11 protein-coding genes are annotated in these 26417 nt (G+C 64.5%); 6 read left to right on the top strand and 5 right to left on the bottom strand.

From position 1 onward, the window contains the following. The first annotated feature begins 12 nt into the window (after nt 1–12). The 3 genes from AB0B25_RS26350 (at nt 13) to AB0B25_RS26340 (ending at nt 18091) form a co-directional block, all read left to right on the top strand. A complete protein-coding gene (locus AB0B25_RS26350; protein WP_357184650.1) occupies nt 13–888 on the top strand; it encodes a zeta toxin family protein in 876 nt (291 codons plus the stop codon). Then, on the top strand, nt 885–16787 hold the full coding sequence (locus AB0B25_RS26345; protein ID WP_357184647.1) for an alanine racemase: 15903 nt from the start codon (nt 885–887) through the stop codon (nt 16785–16787). The genes AB0B25_RS26350 and AB0B25_RS26345 overlap by 4 nt, the downstream gene beginning before the upstream one ends. Nucleotides 16788–17197: 410 nt before the next feature. After that, nucleotides 17198–18091 carry a class I SAM-dependent methyltransferase gene (locus AB0B25_RS26340; RefSeq protein WP_357184644.1) on the top strand — a complete coding sequence of 298 codons (894 nt, stop codon included), beginning with the start codon at nt 17198–17200 and terminating at the stop codon, nt 18089–18091. Between the two features lie 28 nt (nt 18092–18119). Here AB0B25_RS26340 and AB0B25_RS26335 read toward each other — a convergent pair whose 3' ends face one another. Further along, complete coding sequence (locus tag AB0B25_RS26335; RefSeq protein WP_357184642.1) at nt 18120–19037, bottom strand: phytanoyl-CoA dioxygenase family protein; 918 nt, start codon at nt 19035–19037, stop codon at nt 18120–18122. A 643-nt stretch (nt 19038–19680) separates the two neighbouring features. Between AB0B25_RS26335 and AB0B25_RS26330 the strand changes: the two genes are divergently transcribed. After that, nucleotides 19681–19932, top strand: coding sequence for a CsbD family protein (locus AB0B25_RS26330; protein WP_357184639.1), 252 nt, complete (start codon nt 19681–19683; stop codon nt 19930–19932). On the opposite strand, the gene AB0B25_RS26325 is transcribed toward AB0B25_RS26330, so the two are convergent. Then, complete coding sequence (locus AB0B25_RS26325) at nt 19929–20972, bottom strand: hypothetical protein (RefSeq protein WP_357184636.1); 1044 nt, start codon at nt 20970–20972, stop codon at nt 19929–19931. The genes AB0B25_RS26330 and AB0B25_RS26325 overlap by 4 nt on opposite strands. A 67-nt stretch (nt 20973–21039) precedes the next feature. Then, on the bottom strand, nt 21040–22227 hold the full coding sequence (locus tag AB0B25_RS26320; RefSeq protein WP_357184633.1) for a lipase family protein: 1188 nt from the start codon (nt 22225–22227) through the stop codon (nt 21040–21042). Between the two features lie 217 nt (nt 22228–22444). Between AB0B25_RS26320 and AB0B25_RS26315 the strand changes: the two genes are divergently transcribed. Continuing rightward, a complete protein-coding gene (locus AB0B25_RS26315; RefSeq protein WP_357184630.1) occupies nt 22445–23458 on the top strand; it encodes a YdcF family protein in 1014 nt (337 codons plus the stop codon). 2 nt (nt 23459–23460) lie between these two features. Here AB0B25_RS26315 and AB0B25_RS26310 read toward each other — a convergent pair whose 3' ends face one another. Next, nucleotides 23461–24207 (bottom strand): glucose 1-dehydrogenase, encoded by a 747-nt coding sequence (locus AB0B25_RS26310; protein WP_357184627.1) that lies wholly within the window; start codon nt 24205–24207, stop codon nt 23461–23463. A 155-nt stretch (nt 24208–24362) separates the two neighbouring features. Between AB0B25_RS26310 and AB0B25_RS26305 the strand changes: the two genes are divergently transcribed. Next, nucleotides 24363–24797 (top strand): MaoC family dehydratase, encoded by a 435-nt coding sequence (locus tag AB0B25_RS26305; protein WP_357184683.1) that lies wholly within the window; start codon nt 24363–24365, stop codon nt 24795–24797. A 147-nt stretch (nt 24798–24944) separates the two neighbouring features. Here the strand turns inward: AB0B25_RS26305 and AB0B25_RS26300 are convergent, their stop codons facing one another. Continuing rightward, a complete protein-coding gene (locus AB0B25_RS26300; protein WP_357184625.1) occupies nt 24945–26336 on the bottom strand; it encodes a wax ester/triacylglycerol synthase family O-acyltransferase in 1392 nt (463 codons plus the stop codon). Nucleotides 26337–26417: the final 81 nt, after the last annotated feature.

Genomic DNA, 26417 nt, shown 5'->3' with positions numbered 1-26417 from the left:
TCGCGGCGGGCGATGCGCAACGCATTCACCGATGCGCTGGAGGCGGCACTCGGCGGTTGTGACCTCTCGCTCGACGGCGGATTCGGGCCGGACACCGAACAGGCACTGATTGATATCGCTTTCAACCGGGTCGATCCTGATCACAATCGGATCACCAAGGCACGGAGCACTTTCCGGACCGAATTGGCATTGGCGCCGGACTCGCTGCCGTCGTACCACGAGGCGACACGGCGGATGCTGGCCCGGATGGCGCACTGTTCGCTGGTGGCATGGCAAGCGGCGGGAGAGGATCCGCCGGATATCGAATCGGCCCATCAGCACCGCGACCGCCGTCGGACCTTGCTTGCGCGGATGGGCACGCTCGATACCGATCATTTCGATTCGGACGATATCGATCCGATTGGCGGCGCGATACCGATCACCAGCCTAGTATCGGAACACCATCCGCCCGAAACGCTTGAATCAGATGCGCTCATTGCAATTTTCGACCACGATATTGTTCCGGAGATCTTCACCGCGAACAACCCTCGTGCCGAGCCGAGTGCACTGTTGCTGTGCCGATCCTCGGCGAATCGGCAGTCGGCCTTACGCCTCGCCGTCGAGCGCGACTGCGCTGCAGTCGATCCCGATTTGCTCGCGGCCTATCATCCGCATGCCGCCGTGTCAGTGAATGCGGGGGTGCTCCACGACACCCTCCTGTGGACGGTGATGGCGATCAGGTATGCGGTAGAGCGCAGCCTAGATGTCGTCGTCCAGACTGCCGCGGATGAGCCACAGCGGACCGCCGAAGTAGCGGCCTTGTTCGCCCATTCCGGCTACCAGGTTGTGGTACGCGGCGTTGACGGCAAGGAGGTTGGCTTGCCGGTGGAGTCGGGTAGCGAACGGTGACCATCGAAATTCCGCCGGATATTCCGCAATGGGCAGTGGTCGCCGCGGCGGGTGAGAAGTTCCCGCTCCTGGACGAAGATCGCATGCGTGCGTTACAAGCGCTCTTGCTGCAGGCGATGCAGGCATCCGAACGCTCGTCGTCGAACTTCGACAATCTATTGGCCCAGCTGAGGTTGTCCGGTGAAAGCGAGGCGGTCACTGCGGCAGTACAGTCCGGCCGAGAGATCCTTCTGGCCTGGGGTGGGCTGACCGCTGGGTTGGGCAAGGTGGCGTCACACGTCGGGAAGACGGCGGGTGACGGCGAATTCACCAAGGTCGTCATCATCACCGCGCTAAGTCAACTCGTAGCGCAAGTAGGACTAACGGTGCTGTTCCCGCCAGGTGCGGTGGCGGCGGACTTGAGAGCCTTCGCCGCGGCACGGGTGGCGGTGCGGGAGGCGATCGAGTGGCTGATCGCCAAATTGGGTGGTCGCGGCCTGCATTTGGTGGTGCTGGGCGGTGCGGCACAAGGCGCTCTGCCGAACTTGGTGGCGCAGTTGTACCAGATCGACAATGGGGAACGCCAAGGAATCGATCGCAAATCTCTGGGAACAAGCATCGTTGCCGGCGGCGTCGGTGGAGTCGCCGGACAGAAGGCGGCAGAACGACTGATGCCGGTGCTGAATCGCATCGATCAGCGCTATGTGGCGCAGCTTCCGCAAAAGTGGCTGCAGAAGTCCGCTCGCGGCGCCGAAGTATTAACGCTGATCGGCGCGGCTGGAGCAGCAGGTGGTGTGGCGGGTCTCGTCGCGGCGACCGTTGGGTCGTCGCAGGAGTTTTCGCTGAGCTATCTGGTCAACGCAGCTGCTGGGGGTATGTCGGGCTCGATGATCGGCGGCGCGGTACATGCCTTTCGGTCCGGCCACTCGATTTCCGGGACGGATAAGCTCGGCGAACTCGCCAAGGTAGAGGCTGCCGATCCATATCGTGCCGATCTCCTCGCGGCCTCGTCGATGAGCAAACGGGTATGGGAGGACGCTGTCGTCGCCCAGCGCGCTGCCACACCTCAGCGTCAGGCCGCGATGGTGCCCGCGGCGACGGCAGAATCTGTAGTGATCGCACCCGGTGAGGTTTCGGACGAGGCCGCGGATGGTCAGACACCGACCGCGGTAGTACCCGCCGTCGCGAAGGCCGCGCCCGCAACCCGCCCTGGTACTGATGTTGTGCCGATGGACTCAGCTGGGCCGTCGCAAAGTCGCACCACTGGAACGAGTTCCGGCGTTGGTGCGCCTGCCGGTGTCCCGGGCGTGGCTGCACCGCATCCTGACGGGGGCATCCCGCGCATCGGTGACACCGAGGCCGGTGTGCTGGTCGAGCCACGGCGGCCCGAACTCATCGCCATGGACGCTACCGCTGCCGCCGCGTCACAGCCCATCGAAGTCGCCCCCCGAACCAGTGGATCAGTCGGGACCGCCCGACCGGATGACAGCCAAACTGCCCACGGGGCGAGGCTCGCGCCGGCCGGCGCGGCGGAGGCCATCGGTGATCGCGTCGGCCAGGAAGGTGGCGTTCGCCCTGGCCGGCCCGCGGCCGACATCGGTGTTTCCAAGGTCATCGCTCCCGAGGTCGTCCGTCCGGTCGCGGACTCGATAACCGATCGGCGCACGTCGGTGGCGCCTTCCGAAGTGAACTCGGCCGCACCTCATCCCGCGACGGCCGGCGCCGCGACAGTTTCCGGCGCGACCACGAGGGACCAGGTCCCGGCCGCCCCGGCGCGCTCGTCGACAGCGCCGTATTCGCCCGACGCGCGTGCGGCAAGTGCCGACGCGGCGCCAGGGTCGATGGAGCTCCCGAACGACGATCGGTCCCAGCTGGAGGATGCGGTCATCGGCGGTGCGCTTGCTGACGGGGATCGGCAATTCAGTAGCGGTGACGACGGGGTCGTGGACCGGAGACTCGACGTCGAGGAATTGAACGGCAAGCGACTCACCACTACCCAGCAACAGTTGCGCGCGGCCGCCCAGGAGATCCTGGACGAGTACCACGCCCGCTCCAGCGAGCTCGTCCCGGAGTCGATGCGGCTGAACGACGTGCCCGACGAGGTGCTGAAGTTCGGTCTGCTGCACGGCGACGAGCACGATTCGTTCCTAGCGGCGATCGAGACCATTCGACGTCATTCGGGCAAGCTGTTGTACCGCGAACAGTTGATGGGCGTGCTCGCCATGCGAGACGGGCTGATACCCGAGATGGCCCCCGGCAGCGGCAAGACGCTGACGGCGGCGGTGCACAACGTGTGGACGGCGGTGCATCGCGGTCCGACGCTGCTGGTCACGAGCTCCGATCCGCTGGCCTACGAAGCCTTCGTCGAATACAACGCGATATTCGGTGAATCCGGTGTGAAGTTCGTGCGAATAGACCCGGACCGTCCGGTGCCGCCGCCGCAGCCTGGCGAGCCGACCGTCTACATCGCCACGCAGGACGCGCTCGGTTTCGCCGAACTGCGTGGCCATCTGGACAACTTCGCGTTCGAGTTGGCGACGATCGACGAGATCGACGCGGCGCTGTTCTACATGAACCCGACCTATGTCATTAGTGACGGCGCGGTACGCCCAGCCAGCCCGGAAACAGCGCAGGCGATCGTCGAAGCTCGTGATTTCGTCGATGACGCCTTGGCGGCGACCACATTGACCGACATCGACTTCGGCCGCGACCCGGCGCTGCCGCGTTCACCAGCTCGATTGACCGACGAGGCACTGGCGAACGTACGCCGGCTGTGGGAAGGCGAGTTGACCGACGACGATGTGAAGCGGATCAACGCCGCCGCGGCGGTCGCGCTGGGCGACTTCGTCGAGGGGGATCACTTCGTGATGCACGAAGGTCGCCCGGTCATCATCGATCAGGTCTCGCACAAGGTGATGCGCGATCCGCGCACAGCGACCGAAAGTCGATGGCACGACATCGCACCCGCGATCGAAGCCGCGATGGCGAAGAAATACGACGCGGCCGGGCGCGAGCACACTGTCGTTATCCACGGCAATTCGGAAACATCGAAGAGTACGACCCTCGGCGAGGTACTGCGGCGGCACGTCGACTCGCTGACCGGCACCTCTGGCACTGTCATGAACACCGCCGAGTCGATCTCGACGGTCTACGGCACTGGCGACGCCGTCGCGATCCCCCGCACCAAGCAATATCGACTGGAGCACGGCGGCACGATCGTCGCGGAAAGCCAGCATGAAAAGCGAACCGCCCTGATCGACAACATCGTCGAGGTGTCAGGCAAGGAAGGACTTCCGCAATTGGTGCTGACGCATCGCAATAGCGATGTCGCCGGTATCGCCGCAGACCTCCGCACTCGCCTCCCCGACGAGTCGATCGCCGTCGTCGACGCGAAATGGATTCTCGACCAGGGCGCCGATTGGGAGGACCGGCTGCACGAGATCGTCGAGAAGGCCGGCGAACCGGGAAAGATCACCCTTATCAATATGCAGGGTGGCCGCGGCAACGACTACAAGGTGCCTGACGAGATCTCCCGAGACGGCGGTATGGTCGCGCACCTCTACGGGAACTCGTCCATATCCCAAGACGTCGACATGCAGGCGCGAAACCGCGTCGCCCGTAACGGTCAACGCGGCCGCGTCTACGAGTACCTCGCGGTCGACGACGCCCTCTTCGACCGGACCGGCCACCCGCCCGCGCAGCTGGTCATCACGCAGTACCGCGACGCCGCGACCGCATACCGCAACGATCCCAGCGAACAGCACCAAGCCGCTCTCGACCATGCCGCCAATGACGTCCTCGACATGGTGCCCGTGCTGCAACAACTATCCCTGCACCGTCTGAAGTCGCTGTTCCTGCCCACCAATATCGCTGCCTTGGTCGACGGACCCAGCTCTTCCGGGGCCATCGAGCCAACGGCTTTCGTCTCAGAGCAAACCAAGCCTCAGGCAATGACCGCGCCCGAGTCCGCGCCCGCCGACCACCACGATCGAGACCAGGTCCGCAATCAGGTGGCCGACCCCAGTGACAGCCTCGAACCGTTGCCATCGCCCATGCGGGTGCCCACCAACGTCGCGTCTGATCCTGCATCCACCGAACACGCCGACCCTGCCCCCGACACCAACGCTGCCGAACTCGACAGCACTGGACGGCTGCGCCAGCCGCCACCCACAGCCGAGTTACTGCAGCAGGCGCAGCATCAGATCGCGACGCGCGACCTGATGGTTCTCCTGCCCGGCGAAGTATGGCCCACCATGCCGCACCACCTGGACTCGGCGGGCGGTCCCGGCCGCATCGACCCGGCCATCGTGCAGCCAACCGATCCAGGCTTCGCTGCTCCCACCACAGACGCGGCGGAGACAGCGCCGCGACTCGCTTCGATTTCCCCGCGACCCGCCGCCACGGTGTCACCGGTAGCGGTGGAACAGCTGCCGCAGTACACGACGACCACCGACTACCTGGAAGCCGAATCCGGCGCGAGGGTTGTGGCATCCGCCGCTGATGCGGTGAACACCGCTATGGGCACGACGCCGTGGTCGCACGCGCCCGAGCACCACCAGCGACGGCGGTCACCACGGTCACTTCGACCACCCCGAGGGAAAAACGCGTCTACGACACCGTGGCAGGCGCGGCGTCCCCCAGGTGATCCCGCCGCCGCGGCCGGAACGCCGTGGTCGTCGGCGCGCAGTCAGGTCATCCCGGTCGGCGGCTCTCCTTCGGCGGGGTTCGATGTGTCTGGGTTGTTGCGTCGGCAGGGGGTGGAGGTGGCGTTGTGGCAGGCCGAGCGGGCTGGTGATGTTGTGACTGTTGCTGAGTTGCGGGCGTTGGCTGTGGGGTTCGATGAGGCGGGGAGTTCGGAGTTGGTGCGGTTGTTGGATGCCGCGGTTGTGGAGGGGGTGAGTGCGCCGGCGCGGCGGTTGTCGGGGCTGGGTGGTGTGGCGTGTGCGGTGGTGGTGGCGTTGCGGTTACGTGATTTTCAATCGGCGTTGGGCAATGAGTGGGATAGGGGAATTCCTCGGGTTGTGCTGGGTGAGGAGGAGGTCGACCCGATCGCGTGGTCGACTGTGCTGGGTGGGCATGGGGAGGATCGGCTCGGTGGTGGGGTGGGTCATCGGTGGGTGCAGGATTTCCTGTTCGGTGTGCGCGAAGGCGAGTCCGGCTCGGTGACTGTAGAGCAGGCAAGGAGGTTTCACGGTCGTGCCGTGGTGGTGATGGACAAGGTGGGTGCCGGGTCTGCGCATACCTACTTGGTTGTCAATTGGAAAGGCACGCTGCTTGTTGTCGATCCGGCTGGTTATGAGCGGCCGTTTCGGTTCGATCCGTCTCGTGCGGGGTCGGTCCAGGCTGTTCGTCTGGTGCGGTTGGAGGCCGATGGCAGACCGTCCGATCCGATTGTCACGCAGATCGTCGATGTGCGGGTCGACGGTGCGAGGCCTCGCACGGTGGTCGAGGATTATTGGAAGTCTTTGCCGACCGAACGCCCGCCGGATGCCATCTCCCACAAGGACTGGATGCCCGCTGTTTCCGGCGTCGAGTCCAGGGGGCCGATTCCCGACCCGGCGGATCGGAACGATCCCGAGCAATCTGGTGAAACCCGGCCGATGGTGTATCAGGCCATGCATGTGGTCGCGCCGACGCGAAGAGATGAGATCGATCCCGATCCTTCCCCAGAGCTCGATCGACTCGGTCGCCTCGTCGAGTCCGACCAGGAACTGATCAGCCACCATGCGTCCTGGGATCCGGAGGAAAAGGCATTCACCTATCTCCTTTTCGACGGCAGGGTCGGCACGATCGAGCTGCGGATGGACCCGGATTCCGCCGCCGCTGCCGTCCGGCGGGAGACCGATATTCCCGGTGGCCGTCACATCCTGCATGTCGCCACGTGGGCGTTGCGGGCAGACGCGTCGGACGTGCAGGTCGGTCGCGGTATCGCGCGGCACGTGGAGGGCATCCGTGCGAATGACCAGCAGCACGCTGTGCCGACCAGATGGAACCACGAAGACCCCACGACGATATCCGTGGACATGATCGGCAAATTCGCGGAATTGCGGTATGTCGTCGGGAGAATCGACCGGGGCGATGCCGATCACTTGCCCGAGCTGACCCGAGTCCTCGAAGAGTTGGTTACCGGTCTCGGTCTGCCTCCGAACGAACCCCACGCCGCGACGCGCATGACGCTGCTGAACGCCTGGGATCCCAGGTCTCGCCTAGCTGATCGGCTTCGCGAAGTCATGCCCTCGTTGACGCCCGATCGAGACGGTCGGTTCTGGTCTCACCTCGCGGAGTCGAAAATCGCGCGGCTCGAACGGCTGTGGTACCAATCCAGGGTCTATCGCAATTTTCCTCCCGAACGGCTCGGGATGGCCCCACTGGAACAACTCCATAGCGAGGCGCGCGGATCGGACCCGTCGCACACCCATGCCGAACTGCTCCGTCAGGTCGACGCCGACAGCGACTTGATCACCCGAGGTTACGGGTTCTGGGATCCCACCACCGCCAGGTTCACCTTCATCGATGGGGATAACCAGCGTGTTGAGCTGGTGGTCTGGACCAGTCCGGACCCGATCCCCGGATCGGCCGGCAAGGTCCATCAGAGCGACTACGTCGACGATGTCTACCATGTGTTCGTCTCGCCCACCGTACCGGCCGCGCATGGCTCGCTCGTCGTCGCGGATGCGTTTGGCCAGATCCGACACTTGCGGCGGCACGCTGTCGGGCCGTCCGCCCCGATCGGTAGTCGTGGGGCACGTATGACTGTTGCGATCGCAGGGCGGTTCGCGCAGCTGGGCGTCTTGGTGGGAAAACTCGACCGAGCGATGGCAGGTTCCGGCACAGAGTCGGTATCGGACCTTCGTATGGACTTGGCGCAGGTGGTTTCGGATTTGGACCGGCAGTTCTCGGGTCCGGACTCGTTCACCTGGCCGACCTTGCTGGCCAGATCTGACGCGCTGCTGGCGGAACGGGTCGCATACTGGCAGTCGAGGTTCGGGTCCGAACATACCGAGGTGACACCGTCGATCCTCGATGACATCGATTACCCATACAACGTCGAGGTGCGCAACGTTGGCGACTTCCACGGCCGCGCCCGCCCCGACAACCTGCCCGACTTGACTGACGACGAGCTGAGACACCACATCGAATCGGACCTCGCTCTGATCCTCGACGGCAGCCAGATGCGGTGGGTGCAAGATCACTTCGAATTCACCACCCGAGAGGGCTCGATCCAATATCTCTATGTCACAGCGCACAAGGTCCGTTCCTACATGGTCGCGGCATGGGGCCATGACTTCGGCAGGAGCTACCGCGTCTCGGTATCGCCCAGAACACACCCCGAGGATGTGTCGCGCGCTGTCAAGGGTGCGTTGGATCAGTTCACCGACGACTACAACGAACCACGAATTCCTTGGATCTACGAATACGGTCAGTTGCGCTTTGTGGTCAAAAAGCTCGATGCGGCGTCAACACTCGGACAGGACGCGGTAGTAGAGGTCTTGGGCCGGAAGTTGGCGGCGTTGGCCGCCGACCTCCGTATACGGCCCGCTGATCCCGGCTCCGATCACCGGATGCGGGTACTGGCAGAGCGCGACGAAGACCTGGCGAGACGATTGACCGAGTGGATACCGCGAACACAGCGCAACCGAGTGCCGGTCGACGCCGTGTATCGCACACGGCCACAGGCGGTTTTGAGTTTGCAAGGCGCGGCTGTTCGGGCTAATGCGGCGGTGTTGACCCAATCCCGCGAGACGGTCATCGGTGAGATATGGGACCTCGCGCCGGTGGAATCGGCACGTGCCATGCGTGAAGGCGGAGTACGTGAGCTGCACGCGTCGCTCCAGGTCGCGCTGCAACTGCGCCGCGCGGGAGAAACGTTGCCGATCATGGTAACCGGGCTGGCGGTCGACGAATACCTCGCGACGGCAGCGATCGAGAATGATCTGACTATCAGCGTCTCCTCGATCGACCAACTTCAGGTGGTGGTGGCCATCGCCCAGTTACGCGGCAAAACAGCGAAGGTTGCGGTGGAAGTGGACACGGGCAAGCACACCGGTGGGGTTCCCGTGTCGGAATATCTGACGATGTTGATCGAAATCAGCGGACACGTCGCCGATGGAACAATCGATCTGTGCTCGATCTTCACCGAGCTCGCCCACGACGACGATCCCTTTAATCCGATGATCGACATCCAGGTCGATCGCTTCTACCAGGTGCAGCAGACCACACACAGGTACGACGAGCTAGACCGTCCCGGAATCTTCCACATCGCGGGAGCCGCATTGGCGGTACGACCGGAACTGGGTCTGGCCAGCGCGGCCCGATTCGGTGCGCCACTGTATGGGCACTTGCCCGTGGAGTTCCCCGGCCTCGTGTTGCAGCACGCCACGACGTGGTGGTCGCACGTCATCTACATCCAGGATGTGCCCGCCGGGGAAGGGGTTGGCTACGACGGCGTACCGGTGGACCATGCGCGGCGGATCGCGTGGATCGGAGGCGGATACGCCGATCGCATGCCCTATGAATGGGGCCGATCGGCCAAAGATCTCCACGTATCGGTCAATGGGTTTCGCCTTCGGGTGGCCGGACCCGTGAGCATGGACGCATTTCCCGTCGAAATCCCACCGGGAGCAGAGGTCGACTTCGGTGACGTCGCGGTACTGGCGGGACCGGGAGCCGACGGCGAACTCACCCTCGATCAATGGTCCGATGTACTGGGAGTTCCAGTCGAACAACTGCTCAATACGCCGCCCGGTCGGACCATGGTGGCCAGCCATGACGGGATCGCTCTGGTAGCCCCGGAGATCTTCGACCGGAGTACCTTCGACCCGCGTCTGGCCTCAGCATGGGCGTCGGCCGATACCGATGCGTTGGCGAACAACTTGGCTGTTACCAGGCATCGAATCAGCGACAAGATACGCCGGACGGATCTGCCTCTCGTAGAGCCTCGGGTCATGTTGGTGCTGAAGGCGGATGCGTACGGCAATGGTGCCGAGGTCATCGCGCTGGCCGGTGCGCAGGCGGGTGTCGACTTCATCGGAGCGGCGCTGATCGACGAAACGCTCAAGTTGCGCGCCTCGGGCGTCACCACGAGGCTGCTGGCGTGGCAAACTCATCCCTACTCCGACTTCGCCGCCGCCATCAGGGCAGATGTGTCGGTCGCGGTGTCATCGCTACCCGTGCTACGCGCGGTGGCGGCCGCCGCGGCGGCCGTCGGCAGGCCGGCGAAGGTACATCTCGCGGTGAACACCGGCCTGAACCGCGAAGGCGTCTCGCCGGACCGATTGGCCGAATTCATTCCACAGCTGTGGGACTCGATCGATCACGGATGGATCGAGTTCGAGGGGGTGATGTCGCATGTCGACCATGTGGAGGAGCGATGGGAGACGCAATATCGCCGGTTCAGCGCGGCAGTCGAACTTCTTGTCGCATCCGGTCTGACGCCGGAATTGCAACATCTGTGGGCGAGTGCTGCGCTCGACGTCCCGGCGGATCGGCTCTTCACCATGGTGCGCACCGGCATCGCACTGTATGGCATGCCCTCGGATCTCGGGCCGGATCCCGATTTGCGACAGGTGCTACGGGTTCACAGCCGGGTGGCGCACGTGATGGCGATATCCGAAGGTGCGGGCGTCGGCTCCCGACAGGCATGGATCGCGCCGCGTGACACCACGATCGCACGAATTACGATCGGGTACGGCGATCTTCAATTGCCCCGGCCAGGAACGTACCAGGTATGGATCGAGGGTGAACGCTATGAAGTCGTCGGACAAGGGCGCGACTTCATCCTCGCCGACCTCGGCCCGAATTCGGACATCCGCGAAAACACCGAGGTGGTCCTGCTCGGGCCCGGCGATCGTGGCGAGCCGACGCTGCGCGATTGGGCGATAGAGGCCGGTTTCAGCGAGGCGCCCATGCTCGGCCGGCGGGTCGCGGTCACTGCTGTCCACGCTGAGCCGGGACTGTCGGATCAGCCCTCGTCGACACCAGCCGACGAGGGCCACCGTGGCGAGACCGCGACGACACGTTCGCGCGCGTCGGCGGACGCTACAGGCCGGTCGGCTACCGGTGCTGTCGCGACGGGCGAAGTTCTCGTCGGACGGGATGCTCTCGGGCAGGTGGAAGGCGACGAGATGGCATCCGGTGATGGGGCGGTGGCGTACCAGCGGCCGCGGGATGGTCGAGGCCATGCGGACAACCAGTGTGGGCCGATGGTGGTTGATGATGTGGCCGAGCTGTTCGGCCGCGGTGATATTCGACGATTGGGCACCGCCGGTCTGAGCGGGGTCTTGATCAGTGAACTCGAGGGGGCACTGGGGGGACATGCGCAGCACCTGACGGGGACAGTGGATGCGGTAGCGCGGTTGGCTGCCTTGGGGCGAGCATTGGATGTCGAGCAGCCCGGTCGAGGCAACGGCGTGGCGGTGGTGGTGTTCGAGCCGGCTGTGTCGGGTCGGCGGGGGGATCTGGGACATGCCTGGTGGCTGATTCGTCGCGTAGGGCCGAATGCGACGGAGCGCTTCGAACTGCGAGATCCGGGGAAAGGGCGAGTACTTTCGGATTTCGTTCCTCCGCAGAGCGCTTCGAACGGTCGTGGCGTCTTGGCGTTGTACTTGGACAACAAGGGTCATCCGGTCGCCGGAGGTGCTCCCGATTCGAATGGTGTTGTGCGATGGCGCGGTTCGTTCGACGACTTCGCAGTGGGCAGAGATCTCGATCCCGCGGTCGGCGCGCGCTCGGCGATCGCGGGGTTCGGCCCGCACCATGGGCTGGTCGACGGGCAATTCAAACAGGTCGAGGAACTCGACAAACCCGAACGGGCCGGGCGTCTCACCGGGGACACTCGGTCGGCCGCCGGAGTCAGTAAAAAGGGCGCGAACCACGAGCGCAACGACGACGCGATGATGGTGGTGGAATTCACCCGCCACGGGAAACCGGTCGTGGTCGCCGCGGTGTTCGACGGGGTAGGCGGAGCGCCGGATGGCCACCGCGCCGCGCGCGAAGCAGCGGTCGAACTCGGTGCCTACCTGAAGGCGAATTGGCCACACACGCTGTTCAAGCGCACCCTGACCAGGGAGGCGGTGCTGCGCGACGCGTTACATCATGTCCATCAGAAGGTCCAAGCCCTGGGACGACAGCCCGAATACGCCGACTCCGAGGACAAGCCCCAGTGCACCGTCGCGGTGGCGATCACGGAACCGGACCGGTACACCGTCGGGTGGGTCGGGGACAGCCGGGTCGGCTGGGCATCCGCGGATGGAAGACATGCGATGTGGTGGACCGCTGACCACTCCTACATTCGGCGATTCGCGAAGGAACTCGGTATAACCGAGCCGCAGGCGATCCAACAATTCCCGTGGCTGGAAAACAGCCGGCACATCATCGAATACGCCCTCGGCCGGGCGATCCCGGCGGGACCGAACGACCACAAAGCGTCGGAGGAATACGTCACGACAGTTCTGGTGTCGGATGGTATCGACGCGCCGGTGAGAGCCGAGAACGGCCAGCTCGAGGCGCCTCGCGGCGGTGTCGTGATAGCGGGGACCGATGGTGCGGTGAAGACGATGTCGACTGCAGAGGAGTTCGGCAGCGTCGTTCGTAGGCACGCCGGAGACCTGGGCGCCATGGCAAATGACGTGGTCGACCGCGCGGTCGAGTCGGGGGAGAACGATGACATCACGGTCGTCGTCGTACAGCACTCGCCGCAGGAGCGCCGCGCGTGGTGGCGGCGCAAGCCGAGATCCGAAAGGGAGGACGGCAGGGCGAGCGCCGCGCCGCAGGCCTCGAAAGACGGCACGGCCGAGCGCGTTCCGGTGGCGGCGAGCCCGTCGGCGCATGAACTCAACCAGTGCGGACCGGAGGTTCTGAAGCTGCATCGTCAGGACACCGGCAATCCGGGCGTGGTGACGACCCGCGTGGTCGGTCTGGGCGGGATGTGGGTCAAGGACTTGGCGGCTGACTCCGGAGGGCGACTGCAGTATTTCTCCGTCGACCGGAACCGGGCGCACCTGCATGTCGAGGCGGGATTGCGGGCGCTGGTGGCGGGATTGCCCGAAGGGCAGCGCGATGGAGTGTCGGTGCTGGTAGTTGACGGCCATCGTGAATTCGGTGAGTACGGGGTGAGTGGTCACGTCTACCGGTTGGTATACCGGGCTGACGAGAATGGCGAGAACGGGTGGATCGAGGTGCAAGATCCGGGCAAGGGACTGTCCGGACTATTCGAGGACACAGTAAATCCGGATGATCTGGAGGGAATTTGGGCGATGGCGTTCGACAGGAACGGCCATGCGCTCGAGCTGCCGGGCGGCGCGACGGACGGTCCTACCCCCGAATTCTTTGTCGGCCGGTCCCGAGACCATGACGAACAGCATGCTCCGACGGAGCCGGTCCCCAGTGCGGCCGTTGAAAACGAATCGACTGTCGGCAGGCCTGTCCAGACTTCGGGCAGCCAGGCATCGGAAGCGGGCACAGCCCGGTCTGCAGCAGGTGGACTACTTGTCGGTGGGCGGCGCACTGATGACCCGACCGACCCGCATCGGCCGCTTCGGGTCGTGACCTGGAACATTGCTGGCGGTCGCCGGGTACTGTCACAGGATTCGAATAAGCCGTTCGACTATGGCGGGGTCGATCTGCCCTACTTTGTCGAGCAGCTCCGGCGGATTGATGCCGATGTTATCTGTCTGCAGGAGACCGAGATCGACCCGGACGGCTCTACCGCGCAACAATTGGCCGCGATGCTCGGCTACCGGTATGTCTACGAGACCGAGATGAGTCCGTCGCATATGGATACCAGCAAGCGATTGGGAATCGCGGTGCTCAGCCGACTCCCGATCCAGGATGCCGAATCGCAGCGACTACCTTCCCCGCAGTTCGAACTGAGAGTCCGAGCCGAGCAGGTGCAGCCTTACGCCCGCTTCGCGCAGGTCGTCACAGTTGCGGGCATCCCGGTGGGGAATGTTTCGCCGATGCCACTGCACGTCTTCAAAGACGAAGCGGGAAGACGATATACCTACGAGAGTGGCGAAGGCGCGACACTCGCCAAAGAGATCGGTCGGACTGTTACGGCAATGATGCGAGGTCGGGGCATATGGGTCGGCGACACGAATACAGATAATCCGGTCTTGGTGTACGGGCCGGTCTTCGACAAGCTCGGTATGATCGCCGCGCTCGATCCCACCGCAAGAACTGTCCCGCCTCATCCGCGCCGCCCGGTTGGCGCGCCGGATCAGTTGTGGGCAACGGCTGAAACATTCGGTGTCGCCGCCAGCGGCACCGTAGCTACCGAGACCGACCACTATCCGGCTTGGGTGGACTGGGATGTCGCCGACCCGGAATTGGCCGGACTATTGAGGGCTACGCGGCAAGTCGAACGCGAGGTTGCCGCGGGTGAAGATTCGAAGCCCGAGCGTCCTGGCGACACCAGCGGGGTGGACAGACCGAGTGCCGCTGACGGAGGCACGACGGGGCGGGCATTCCAGGTGGGTGGAGCCACATTCTATGCTACTGGTGAACAGGTGCTCTCGGATCCGCCGAGTGATGGCGCGAACACCGGCACCACCGCGACCGAATCGGGTAAGCGACTCGGCTCACAAAATGATGTCGTGTCCCGCAATCCGGCAAAGGTCGATTGGGACACACTGCTGGGTGGACCGGGGCAACCTCGGGTGGTGCTGCTCGGAGAAGAACACAGCAATAGCCGGACCAGGTTCTATGTGGCGGACCTGGCAGCAGAATTAAAGGCCGCGGGTGTTACACATTTCGGCATCGAAGCCCTCGATCATCCGCAATTCGATGCGCTGAACAACGGTGAATCTGTCGACCTCGAGGGGGTGTCGTGCGGTCCCGGTCGATATGGACTGGGCGCTATCGGACGAAGCTACCGGCAAATGGTCCTGGCGATCGCGGCACAAGGAATCAAAATTGTGCCGATCGACCTCAGCATCAGCAACCCGCGCAGCATCGACTGGCGCACCCTGCTCGAGCGGGAGGAGCATATGACGAATGCCGTCGCCGGTGCATTGGGCGAACGGCCCGATGCCAAAGTGGTCGTCCTCGTGGGAAAATCGCATGTCGGTCCTGAGATATGGGGCAATAAATCCCTGAGTCGACGCCTTCGCGAAGAACAATATCCGGTGACGTCGGTCCTGCTCGAGGGCGGATACGACTCGAAAGAACCAACATTCGAGGATGGGGTCCTGAACCTTCCTCCAGGCATGGACCATCTGCGACTCGAAGCCATTGCCGAGACACATGTCGGTTTGCTGGGGCACGGTTTGCCGTCGCCGATGGTACAGGTCGCCAGCGGGGTGGTCTCTACCCTTGTCTGTCTCATGGACGGCGAAATGCAGCTGAAGTTGCGCAATCTCGCTGATCGCGGTGTCGATGTGCTGGATGTCGGCTTGACCGGCCAGGCGGGCGGGGCGTCGTACATGGTTTTGAATGGTCCGCCGGGCGACCCGATACTCGAACAAATACTGCATGTGCGTATGCGAGCCGAGGACCTGGTCGCGCGGGATATGGGTCAACTGATCTCGGAGATGTTGTATGACTGCGACCATGTCTCGACGCTTTCGGGAACTGTCGCCGCTTTACTCACCCGGCTGCCCGTTCACCCACAAGATGATTTCACGTGGTCCGCGAGCGTCGGCCGTGACCACACGGGAAGGCGAATGTTGCAATGCTCGGTCTATGACCAAAGGGGCAAACCCCTTGCTGATGTGAAGATTCCACTATTAACTGTCCCGAACGACACCCGATCGCACGACGCGGGTGCGGAACTCGCACCGCCGGATGGTGAAGGAAGCCTGCCGATCGGCGGTGCGGCCTCATCGATTGCGCAGCAGCGTGCTGCTGCGGATCCGATGACCGCACAGCGGATACCCCATCTGGTGGAGTCTTCTGACAGCAGCGGGTACCGGGGAACCGATATCATCGTCTACCTGCCGGCCGAATTGGCGCGTTCCTTGCTCGGGACAGTGGGGGAGCCGGGGCGTAGAGCTCGGGAGATATTGGACGAGTATGGGATCAGCGTTTCCTATGGAAGTTACCCGGTCTCCCGATACGACACGGTGCGCAACCATATCGATCTCGAACTCTGGGAAGACGGGCATGCGGGCCGTCTGGTCGAGATGACGGTGCATGCCAAGTGGGCTTTGGAAGGTTGGTCGGCCCGGAATGATCCGGTCGCATTCGCCAGGGACGTGTTTGTGCACAGAGCCCATGAGGAAGACGCTGCGGCTGCTGTCGAACGCATATTCGCCACGATGGAACTGCAACAACTCGACCCGGGCGTCCCGGATGCGCCTGCCCAGCGGGAGTATCGAGAGGGATATCGACTGGCGCTGGCAGAAGCCGAGTCGGCTGGACTCACCGTTGAAGAACAATTGGACGCAGCTGACCGGGGCGGGCGTAGTGCAGTGTTTCGGCATCTTGTTGAAACCGATTTCAAAAATCCGGGCGCGGATTGGGATATCGCGATGGCGGAGTCGCAAGACACATCAGAGTGGGTCGATCTCTACAGTGGGACAGACCGCAAATGGGCTGCTGTCATTCGATCCGACGGAGTGGATACCAATTTCCCGAGATATCGTTGCGACTTCGGCCAGGGCTTCTACCTCACTCGTGACCGTGCCCAAGCCGAGGAGTGGGCAAGTTTACATCCTCATCCAGAGGTTTTGCATTACCGAATTCGCTGTCAGGATTTGGATGCCCTCAGTCGGAAGTCGTTCAGCGAAGAAAGCCATGATTTGGCTGATTTCGTCAGGCACTATCGTACCGGCGGTGGTGGCACACCCCACGATGTGATCGAGGGGCCGATGCTTCTCAACCCGCGGCAATTCCTGGCGGGGGATCCTCCGGAGTGGGGTGGTAGCCAAGTAGTTTTCTTCAGAGCAACCGGCGCGATGCTCGATGCGGCCCTGCAACCGTAACTGACGTCGGATAATTCGCGCAGGTCCCGCCCGGTGCCCCCAGCAGCATCTCACCGCCGTGCGGAATGATGGCTCGAGTGCGCGGACGTCCCTGCTGAGCGGCACAGCTGTGCCTGTGCCGAGCCACTCGCCAACGAAAGGTGGTGCCGGTGCGAATCCACACCGCACCGATCACGCCGACTCGTCACCAGCAAGCAGCACCGCGGCTAGACTGGAGCCCACCGACAGCCACGCCAATACCTGAGGCAGTCAATACGATTCACGCCCAGAGTCCATAGCTCATCCTGCTTTCCGCTCGCCGAGCCGCCGATCACGTCATAGTCGCCCAGCTGCGGTGTACATCCGGACGCCGCCCAGAAAGATCGAAATGTGAACACTGCGTTCGCAATACTTCGAGCGGAGATCGAATCATGAAATCGGAGAACGACGAGTACCAGGGCGCCTCACCGGATGCGGTACGGCATCACTACGACGTCGGGACCGACTTCTACCGGCTGTGGCTCGACACCAGCCTGACCTACTCGTGCGCGCTGTGGGCCGACGGCGACGACCTCGACCGCGCACAGCTGCGAAAACTCGACTACCTCATCGACTTGGCGCGCATCTCCGGCACGGAGCGCGTGCTCGACATCGGCTGCGGCTGGGGAAGTCTGCTGCGGCGGATCACCGAACGGCACGAGCAGGTCCAGGTCACCGGCCTCACTCTCAGCCGCGACCAATACGACTATGTCCGTGCCTTCGCCACGGACCGAATCGACGTTCGCCTCGAGCACTGGAACTCGCATCATCCCGACCAGCATTACGACGCGATCTTCTGCATCGGCGCACTCGAACACTTCGTCCGGTTCGGATTGTCCCGGCAGCAGCGCACTGCGGCCTATCGCGCGTTTCTCACCCACTGTCACGGTGTGTTGCGCCCCGGCGGCGCGCTCGTCGTCCAAACGATCGGCAAAGGCAACCGGCCGCTCGACCACAGTGCCATCCCGGATGTGCAATTTCTCGCCAATGAGATCTTCCCGGAATCGGATCCACCGCGGTTGGCCGAACTCACCCACGCCGCGGAGAAGCTCTTCGAAGTCCGTTCGCTGGTCAACGACCGCCAGGAATACTCGGCGACCTGCGCGGAATGGCTGCGCCGACTCCGGTCGCATCGCGACGACGCAGAAGGAATCGTCGGCACTCACAGCGCTGACGACTATGAACGCTACCTGGAGGCGTCCATCCAGCAATTCGACGACGAACACCTGGTGCTCTACCGAATTTTGCTTCGGAAGGTGCCCGATCGGTCGTCACCACCCGACTGACCGACCCGAGTTTGTTCGATCCGCAGGGTCACCCCCGGCGATAGCCTTCTAGATCGTCCGCCGGGTCGGTTCGGTCAGCGCTCTCGAGTAGGCGTTTCGGATGCATCCCATCAACTGCACCCATGAACGGTGGATGAATGCTGTAGCCGAGCATGCGCCGGATGTCTTCGGAGACTGTCCGTGCGGTGTGTCGACTGGTGGACAGCGTGAATGCTTCCTGCGGTCGTAGCCAGGGTTCGCAGTACTGTGCCGTCACGGCCAGCCGCGGAGCGTTTGTTCGGTTCGCGCCGCCACCGTGCCACAGGGTGCCGAGGTAGAACACGCACGATCCGGTGGACATCTGTGTGATCACCTCGGCATCGGATTCGCTCGGTCGACGGACCGAATCCCAGCGATGGCTGCCGGGCAGGATGACCGTGCCGCCGTTGGCATCGGTGAACGAATCAATCGCCCACATCGTCGCGGCACTCAACGGTGGGCGCGGACGCGGGATTGGGTAGAAACCGTCGTCGTGATGCAGCATCTGGGCCTGTGCACCGGGGAGGATATTGATCACCTGCAGTTGGGAGAGCAGGTAGTTCGGTAAGAACAGCCGGTCGAGCAGAGCCAGGATTCGAGGGTGGTCGACCAGACGGTCGCAGGCGCGAGTCTTCTGGAGCAAGCTGTACACCCGCTGGGTTCGCTCGCCTTCGAAGACATTACGGCCGGTGTGGCCGAGCAGACGCGCGACCGCCGCGCGTATGCGCTGGCATTCGTCCGGAGTGATCAGGTTCTCCAGGATGATGTACCCGTCTCGGTCGAGGGCGGCCAAGTCGGCGTCGATCAACTCGGGATCGGCCGACGCTCCCTGCCCCGCGGTACTGCGATAGCGGCGGGCCAAGTCGGCACGGAGGTCATCCATCTCGGTGATGACGTCGCCGGCGCGCGGCGTGCGTGCGGGATTCATGGCTTCTCCTCAGCGGATGGGGCGTGACCGACCGCCTCGAATCACCGATGCGGCGTTATTCCTGCTCGTCGCAGCCCGAGCGCCGGAAAGTAACGCGCAGGCGCACGGCGGAAGTCTCACCTACGTCCCGATGCACATCCATAATCCACGATCGGAGTGTGCTCGGTCGCGGATCGGGTGAATATGCCCGCGTTCGCACTTCGCGAGGCGGATCACCGAACATGGTGCTACCGACCGATTGACGTCTGGGGTGGTCGGTGCGACGGCGGGTCATCCACCGGTGGACCGGGCAAGTTCGCTCGCGTGCGGTTCGCACTGCTGCTGTGTCGAATCATGTGGCGAACCGAATCCAATCCGACTCGATCCGCGCGCTTGCGCACGCAGCCCGCGATCTGGGCACCATGATGCTGTGACGCCGCTCGGGCGGGCAGCTGACGGCCTGTCGGGCGGGCATCGTCGGTGTGGGATGTGGAGCACAACCAACCGGGGTGCGATCGGCGTGTGACCGGGAAAAGCGCCCGCGTGACCGGGAGCGTATCCGGTTGATCGGTGGACTACGCGTAGTCCGCCGATCATCTTGATTGGGCGCACCGTGCCCGGGTACGCGGCTGATATCAGCCGATCAACGATTCGGAGGTATGTCATGCCGGAGCACCAGAGCGGACCTCGGGAAGCTGTCGAGGGTGTTGTAGAGGACCTCAAGGGCAAGGCGAAAGAGGCTGCCGGCGTCGTCACCGACGACGAGGGCCTGAAGCAGGAAGGTCGTGCGCAACAGGACAAAGCCGAGTCGCAGCGCGACGCGGCACAAAAGGAAGCCGAGGCCGAAAAAGCCCGCGCGGAAGCCGATTTGGACGAAGCGAAGCAGAGCGCCTACCAGCACGGTAAGGACGCTTAGTCTCCTGAGCGAGATTCGCTGCGGCGGTACGGCGGTACGACTCGGTCCCGTTCGGCGGCGATCTGCCCTCGCCGCGCCGCCATCGCTTCAGCGGGTGTGGAACCTGCGGAAAGGGCGTGGTAGATCGCCGCGGCGTCCTCGATGGCATCCCGTGCGCCGACGCCTTCGGCGGGGGTGATGGCGTGATCGGCATCACCGCACAGGACTACCGGCAGCGCGGGGGGACGGGCGGCGGTGAGGGGCACGTTGCGTGCGTTCGAGACATGGACGGTTTCGGTGCCGGCGAGTAGACGTTCCACCACATCGGCAATGCCCGGAGCGACGGTCCGAATGAGTTGCGCCCAGTGTTCGACCGGATGGAATCCGATGTCCCGCAGGGGAAGCGGCGGACAAGTGACTCTGGCAAACCAGACCGAGATTTTGTCGTCCCACAGGTGCCCGAACGCCCCCGCGGGGCGGCCGTCAGCGCCGATCCGGGCGTCGAAGTGCAGCACCGAGCGGTCGGTGCGCAGCCGCAGCGGTTGCTCGGTGCGGCCGTAGAACACGATTTGACCAGCGTATTGGGGCGTTCGTTCGGGTTCGAGACGACGGCGGGCCATGGAGTCGATGCCGTCGGCCGCGATGATCACCTCGTCGGCGGCGAGCCGGGTGGCACCACTGAACAAGACACCTGCGGCTATGTCGACATCGGTGACCGGAGTGCCGTAATGGAATACCGCCGGTGTGGCCGCGGCGAATTCGTTCAACACCCGCATCAGCTCGGTCCGCAGATACAGCCGATGTCCCCGGCTCGGACCGGTGCGGGCTGGTCCGGGCAGGTATGCGACCTGGAGCGCGTCCACGGTATGAGCGACTCGGCGCAGTTGGTCGGCTGGTACTCCCAGGCCGGTCAGCGCGGCCTGCGCGCGATCATCCAGCACCAGGAACGCGCCCGACCCCACGGACGGCTGACTCTCGTACACCTCGACCGGAATCTGTTCTCGTCCAAGCGCTCCGGCGAGAGCGGTCCCGGCGATCCCGCCGCCGATGATTGTGACCATGCACTCAGCGTAGGGGCGCCGGAAGCACCGATACCCGACGGCCGGTGCCGGCGAGCGTTACCTGCGCTCAGCAGTTACTCGGGGCGGGCTCACCGCGGAACCGCGCGTCGACCCAGGCCAGCGCGAAGGGCGCGCCGAGCACGGCGGCGGCCAGATGGTCGGTACTCGGCTCCAGTTCGGACTGGACACGCACGCCCGCGTCGCAATATCGCCGCATCGTGTTGTCGATCGAGTCCACCGGGATCAGCGGGTCTTGAAACGCTCGCCACTGGAAGATCGGCACCGCGGGCACCTTGTCGTAGAGTTCGAGACTGTTCTCTTCGAGTACGCCCCGTGCGCGCTGGTCGTGGGCGAGCGAAGTGGAGGCGGCGACGTCGGTGATGCCCTGTCCAGCGCCGACGTACAGGATGTCGTTGGTACAGCTGTCCGAGATCCGGTCGCGCACCGACATGCCGAACGCGTTCAGATTCTGGCTGACCGGTAGCTGCGTCGGGTACTCGCGCTCCAGACCGATGGCGGCCGCGATGATCAGGCCGAAGGCCGGATGCCGGCTGTATCCGAGCCCTTCCATCATCTTCAGCAGGTTCATCGGCACACCGCCCTCCGCGGCGCCCACGATCGGGAGTTCCGGCGCATAAGTGGGCGCCATGGCGGCCGCCCACGCGGTGGCCATGCCGCCGCCGGAGTAGCCGAGCATGGCCACCGGGCTGGTGGCCAGACCCAGTTCGGTGACGCGGCGTGCGGCGCGGATGCCGTCGAGGGTGATCATGCCGCCGAGCTTCGCGGCACCATAGGCGCTGGTCGGGCCGAGGTGGTCCGGAAGGGCGACCGACCAGCCGCGCAGCAGTGCCGCGTTGAGTGCGAAGGCTTCACGCACCATGAGATTGGGGTCGGTCTCGTACAGCGCGTGGGACACGGCGCATCGCGCGCCGAGGCCGTTGATGATGTGCTGGTAGGACAGCAGCGGCCGGCCCGGGGCGGGATTCGGCGGGGTCAGCACGGTGGTGGTTGCCGCGATCGGCTTGTCCGCCGAATTGGTGGAGCGGAATTTGATGAGCGTGACGGTTGCTCCCGGGAAGCCGAGCGCCTCGGGCATCGGTCGGACCGCGAGCACATCACCGGGTGCGGCGCGGTCGACATCCGCCGGCGCGGCGTAGAACGGATCCGGGTCGGGTGCTGGATAGATCGGCTGCGCTGCGGCAAGTGGTGCCACCGTGAGCACGGCCACCGTGGCGGTGAGGACGGTGCGAAGCATGGCTACTGATCGACTCCCATTCATCACGGCGCTCTTTCCGGGTGGGACCTTGGTGGACGAAGTCGAAACTCCGGGTAGCGGTGGCATTGCCACAGATACTCGAACTCGAGTCACATTAGGGGAAGATCGAAATGCTGGGAGGTAGCCGCGCCGCGCGATGTGCTGCCGGGTCGACCACACTACCGCTCGTCGGTGCGGCGACCGCTACCGTGGCCGGGTGATTCTGCTCGTCATCGGTCTGATCCTGCTCGGCGTGTTCGCAGTGCGATTCCACCGGGACCGGCGGCGGCTCGGGCACGGTGTGTACCTGCTCCTCGGCGGGACGTTCACCGGTGCCTGGGTGATCGGCTCGGGCGCGGAACGCGATCTGCCGGTGGTGCTCGCGCGGCTGTTGGTACTGCTGTCTCCGGTCCTGGTCCTGGTGCTCGCCGGGCTACTGATGGCCAACAGCGTGCAGATGGTGCGGCAGGAGGGGCTGCGCGTGTCGAATCTGCTCCCGTTCGGGCTCGGCGTCGTGCTGGTGGTGCCGTTCATCGTGCTCGCCACCGCCATCCTCACCCAGGATCGGTGGTTGGTGGTGGCTCTGGCGTCGTTGACCATGGCAGTCGGCTATATCGGGTTCCTGTTCGCGGCCTTCCTGCTGTATTCGCTGTGTTATGGCTGGCTGCCCTATCGGTCCGGGATGGACGCGATCGTCGTGCACGGTTCCGGACTGGTCGATGGCGGAGTGCCGCCCTTGCTGGCCGCACGGCTGGATCGCGCGATCGAGGTCTTTCGCGCGGAGGTCGCGGCCGGTCGGACACCGCTACTGGTCGCCAGCGGCGGAAGAGGTTCCGATGAGATGGATTCGGAGGCGTCGGCGATGGCGGGATACCTGGTCGACCACGGGGTGCCCGCCGACCGTGTACTGCGCGAAGATCGGTCGACGACCACCGAGGAGAACCTGTCGTTCACCCGACAGCTACTGGGAGAACGCGGCCCGACCGCCCGAATGGTCCTGGTGACGAGCAACTTCCACATTCTGCGGACGGCGATCCTGGCGCGCCGCCTGAACCTCGATGCCGAGGTGACGGGCGCCAAGACCGCTTTCTACTACCTGCCGAGTGCGTTTCTGCGCGAGTTCGCCGCGATCGTCGTGGCCTACAAGTGGATGAATGTGGTCACGGCGATTGCGCTGGTATCGCTCCCGCCACTGGCCCTGGTGGCTACCCGCGGTCTGCCCACGCACTGAGCTCAGTCGGTGAAGGACTTGTGCGGGATACCGGCCGTGAGGCCGCCGTCGATGACGAACTCGGCTCCGGTGGAATACGACGATTCATCGCTGGCCAGGAAGGTCACCAAGGCGGAGACCTCGGAAGCTTCTGCGGCCCGGCCGAGCGGGATCTGCAGGAAATCCGCCGGGATGTTCTCGGTCATCGGGGTGCGGATCAGTCCGGGGTGCACCGAGTTCACCCGAATCTTGTACTGCGCCAACTCCAGTGCCGTGGACTTGGTGAGTCCGCGCACGGCGAATTTGGTGGCTGTGTAGCCGTGCAGACCAGGGCTGCCGCGCATGCCCTCGACCGAGGAGATGTTGATGATCGAGCCGCCGCCCGCCTCGATCATGGCGGGCGTCGCGGCCTGCATACCGAGAAAGGTGCCGGTCAGGTTGATGTCGACGATGCGTTGCCATTCGGCGAGCTCGAAAGCGACGAGTAGGTTGCCGTTCGCGATGCCCGCGTTGTTCACCAGCACGGTCAGCGATCCGTAACGCCGCACCGCCTCGGCGACGGCTGTGCGCCAGTCCTCCGGCTCGCGTACGTCGAGGTGTACGTAGGTGGCGTCGTCGCCCAGTTCCGCCGCGACCGCGGCGCCCTCGTCGTCGAGCACGTCGCCCAGTACGACACGCGCGCCCTCGGCGACCAGGGCTCTGCCGTGCGCGGCGCCCATGCCGCGTGCCCCGCCGCTGATCAACGCCACCTTGCCGGTCAACCGCCCCATGGCGGCACCTCCGTCTCTAGATAACCGCAACACGTCCTGGACATGCGCTCGTGCGCGCACCACGCGACAGTAACTCAGCGCGCTGCCCGAGGCCGGTCGCGCATGAGGCCGGCGCGACTATCGTTCGACGAGTGAGCGAGCCGACTGTTTTCACGATGGAGACGCTGCGGACCGCGCTGGGCGCCGACCTCGGGGTGAGCGGCTGGATCGAGATCGGCCAGGAGCGCATCGACGCGTTCGCCGCGGCGACCGGGGATCACCAGTGGATCCACGTCGACCGGGAACGTGCCGCCGACGGGCCGTACGGCACCACCATCGCGCACGGGTACCTCACGCTTTCGCTGTTGCCGTCGATCATCGGCGAGGTTTTCCGGATCGATGGCGCCGCCGCTCGAATCAATTACGGCGTGAACAAGGTCCGTTTCCCTTCGCCTGTTCCCTCGGGGGCTCGTATCCGGGGCAGGGCGACGATCGTGCGGGTCGAAGACGTTCCCGGCGGGCTGCAGGCGGTCCTCGCGGTGACGGTCGATCGCGAAGGTACAGACAAGCCGGTCTGTGTCGCGGAGACCATTGTGCGTGCTCTGGCGTGATCGACGGGCGTCGTTGCCCAGCGTGCTGGTGACGGTGCCGATGTGTCGTAATCGCGCATCCGGGGCCGGAAGGTGAATCGGCGGCAAGTCCTTGCTCGGCGGCGGTGGCGAGCCGGGCGGCGGCAGAATCCGGTGGGTATTCGGTGATCAGGCCGATTCCCGTGCCGCGGTGAGTAATTCGGTGAGCGCGCGGGGCACGGCGTCGGCCAGGTCCGCGATGTCGGGTACCAGTTCCTTGCAGGCGATGAAACCGATATTGAGCTTGTCGTTGTTCGATAGCACAGTCGCGGTGAGCCCTGCGCCGTGGAACACCGGCCCGAACGGGTACATCCCGTCCACGCGCAGGCCGAGGAAATACAGCGGCATCGGCGGGCCGGGCACGTTGGACACCACCAGGTTGTGTACCACGGGGTGCATCTCGGCCAGTCTCAGCGACGAATACATTCGTGCCGCGAGCCGAAAGGTGTTCGGCGGACTGTACTTCGACAAATCCTGCAGGAAGTCCGCGCCCATCAGGTCGTGCTCCTCCTTCGCTCCGCGATTGGCCTCAGCGACCTGGCGTAGTCGTTCCACCGGATCGGCCACGTCGGTGCCGAGTCGCGCGAACAGCGCGGACACCTTGTTGATGCCCGAGGTGTGCCGCGTCGTGTCATGCACGGATACCGGCACCGACGCGATCAGGGAGCGATCCGGCAACTCGTCGCGCTTGCTCAAATAGTCGCGCAGCGCGCCGGCGATGACGGTCAGCACCACATCGTTCACCTTCACCGCGAACGCCGCCCCGATCTCTTTGGCGGCGCCGAGGTCGGCCTGGGTGAAGGCGACGGTGCGGTGTGGCGTGATGGTGACATTGAACGGCGTGCGCGGAGCGGAGAACGGGGTCGCCATGCCGGCCTCGTTGTTTCGGCGGCGCTGCGCGAACCTGGCGATCACGCCGAGGGTTTTCGGCATCATCCCGACGATGCCCGCTTTCGCCGGAAGCTTCAGTGCGGCCTCGGCCAGTAGCTGCCAGTCGTTCGGGCTCGGCTCGGGTTGCCGATCCTGCTCGGGTTCGGGCCGCACGACGCCCGGTTCGAGGTCGCACAGGTGCATCATCATGTCGGCGCCGGTGATGCCGTCCATGGCGGCATGGTGGTATTTGCAGATCACCGCGACCTTGCCGTCGTCGAGGCCCTCCACTACGGAGAACACCCAGAGCGGGCGATCGCGGTCCATCGGCCGGCTGGCGATATCGCCGACCAGTTCGGCGAGTTCGCGGCGTCCGGCCGGTGCGGCGATCGCGATCCGGCGGAGGTGGTAATCGAGGTCGAAGTCGTGGTCTTCGACCCAGACGGGATGGTCGAGGTTGAGCGGCACCTCGTGCACGCGGCGGCGCAGCTGCGGAATCAGTGGCAGTCGCCGACCGAGTTCGGCCTTGAATTTCTCGAACGAGTAGTCCCCGGAGGACGGGTCCAGGATCAGCAGGGCGCACACGTGGAGGTGCTGGGTCCCGGTTTCCAGATAGAGAAAGCTGGCATCCAATCCGGTCAGTCGTTCCATAGCGAAAGACTACTAAAACGCGTTCTACTTCGGCGGTGAACCAGGGCGTCGGTGCGGGATTGCACCGCGGCCTCGGCGGGG

The sequence above is a fragment of the Nocardia sp. NPDC049190 genome, from assembly GCF_040648115.1.
Taxonomy (GTDB): domain Bacteria; phylum Actinomycetota; class Actinomycetes; order Mycobacteriales; family Mycobacteriaceae; genus Nocardia.
The sequence above is the reverse complement of the archived record's forward strand: the minus strand, read 5'-3'. Positions and strand labels throughout refer to the sequence as shown.

Excerpts from the sequence above, each read along its gene's own strand:
- AB0B25_RS26300 (WP_357184625.1), bottom strand. The coding sequence starts at position 26,336 with ATGGAACGACTGACCGGATTGGATGCCAGCTTTCTCTATCTGGAAACC.
- AB0B25_RS26335 (WP_357184642.1), bottom strand. The coding sequence starts at position 19,037 with ATGAATCCCGCACGCACGCCGCGCGCCGGCGACGTCATCACCGAGATG.
- AB0B25_RS26340 (WP_357184644.1), top strand. The coding sequence starts at position 17,198 with ATGAAATCGGAGAACGACGAGTACCAGGGCGCCTCACCGGATGCGGTA.
- AB0B25_RS26325 (WP_357184636.1), bottom strand. The coding sequence starts at position 20,972 with ATGGTCACAATCATCGGCGGCGGGATCGCCGGGACCGCTCTCGCCGGA.
- AB0B25_RS26320 (WP_357184633.1), bottom strand. The coding sequence starts at position 22,227 with ATGCTTCGCACCGTCCTCACCGCCACGGTGGCCGTGCTCACGGTGGCA.
- AB0B25_RS26350 (WP_357184650.1), top strand. The coding sequence starts at position 13 with ATGCGCAACGCATTCACCGATGCGCTGGAGGCGGCACTCGGCGGTTGT.
- AB0B25_RS26305 (WP_357184683.1), top strand. The coding sequence starts at position 24,363 with ATGGAGACGCTGCGGACCGCGCTGGGCGCCGACCTCGGGGTGAGCGGC.
- AB0B25_RS26310 (WP_357184627.1), bottom strand. The coding sequence starts at position 24,207 with ATGGGGCGGTTGACCGGCAAGGTGGCGTTGATCAGCGGCGGGGCACGC.
- AB0B25_RS26330 (WP_357184639.1), top strand. The coding sequence starts at position 19,681 with ATGCCGGAGCACCAGAGCGGACCTCGGGAAGCTGTCGAGGGTGTTGTA.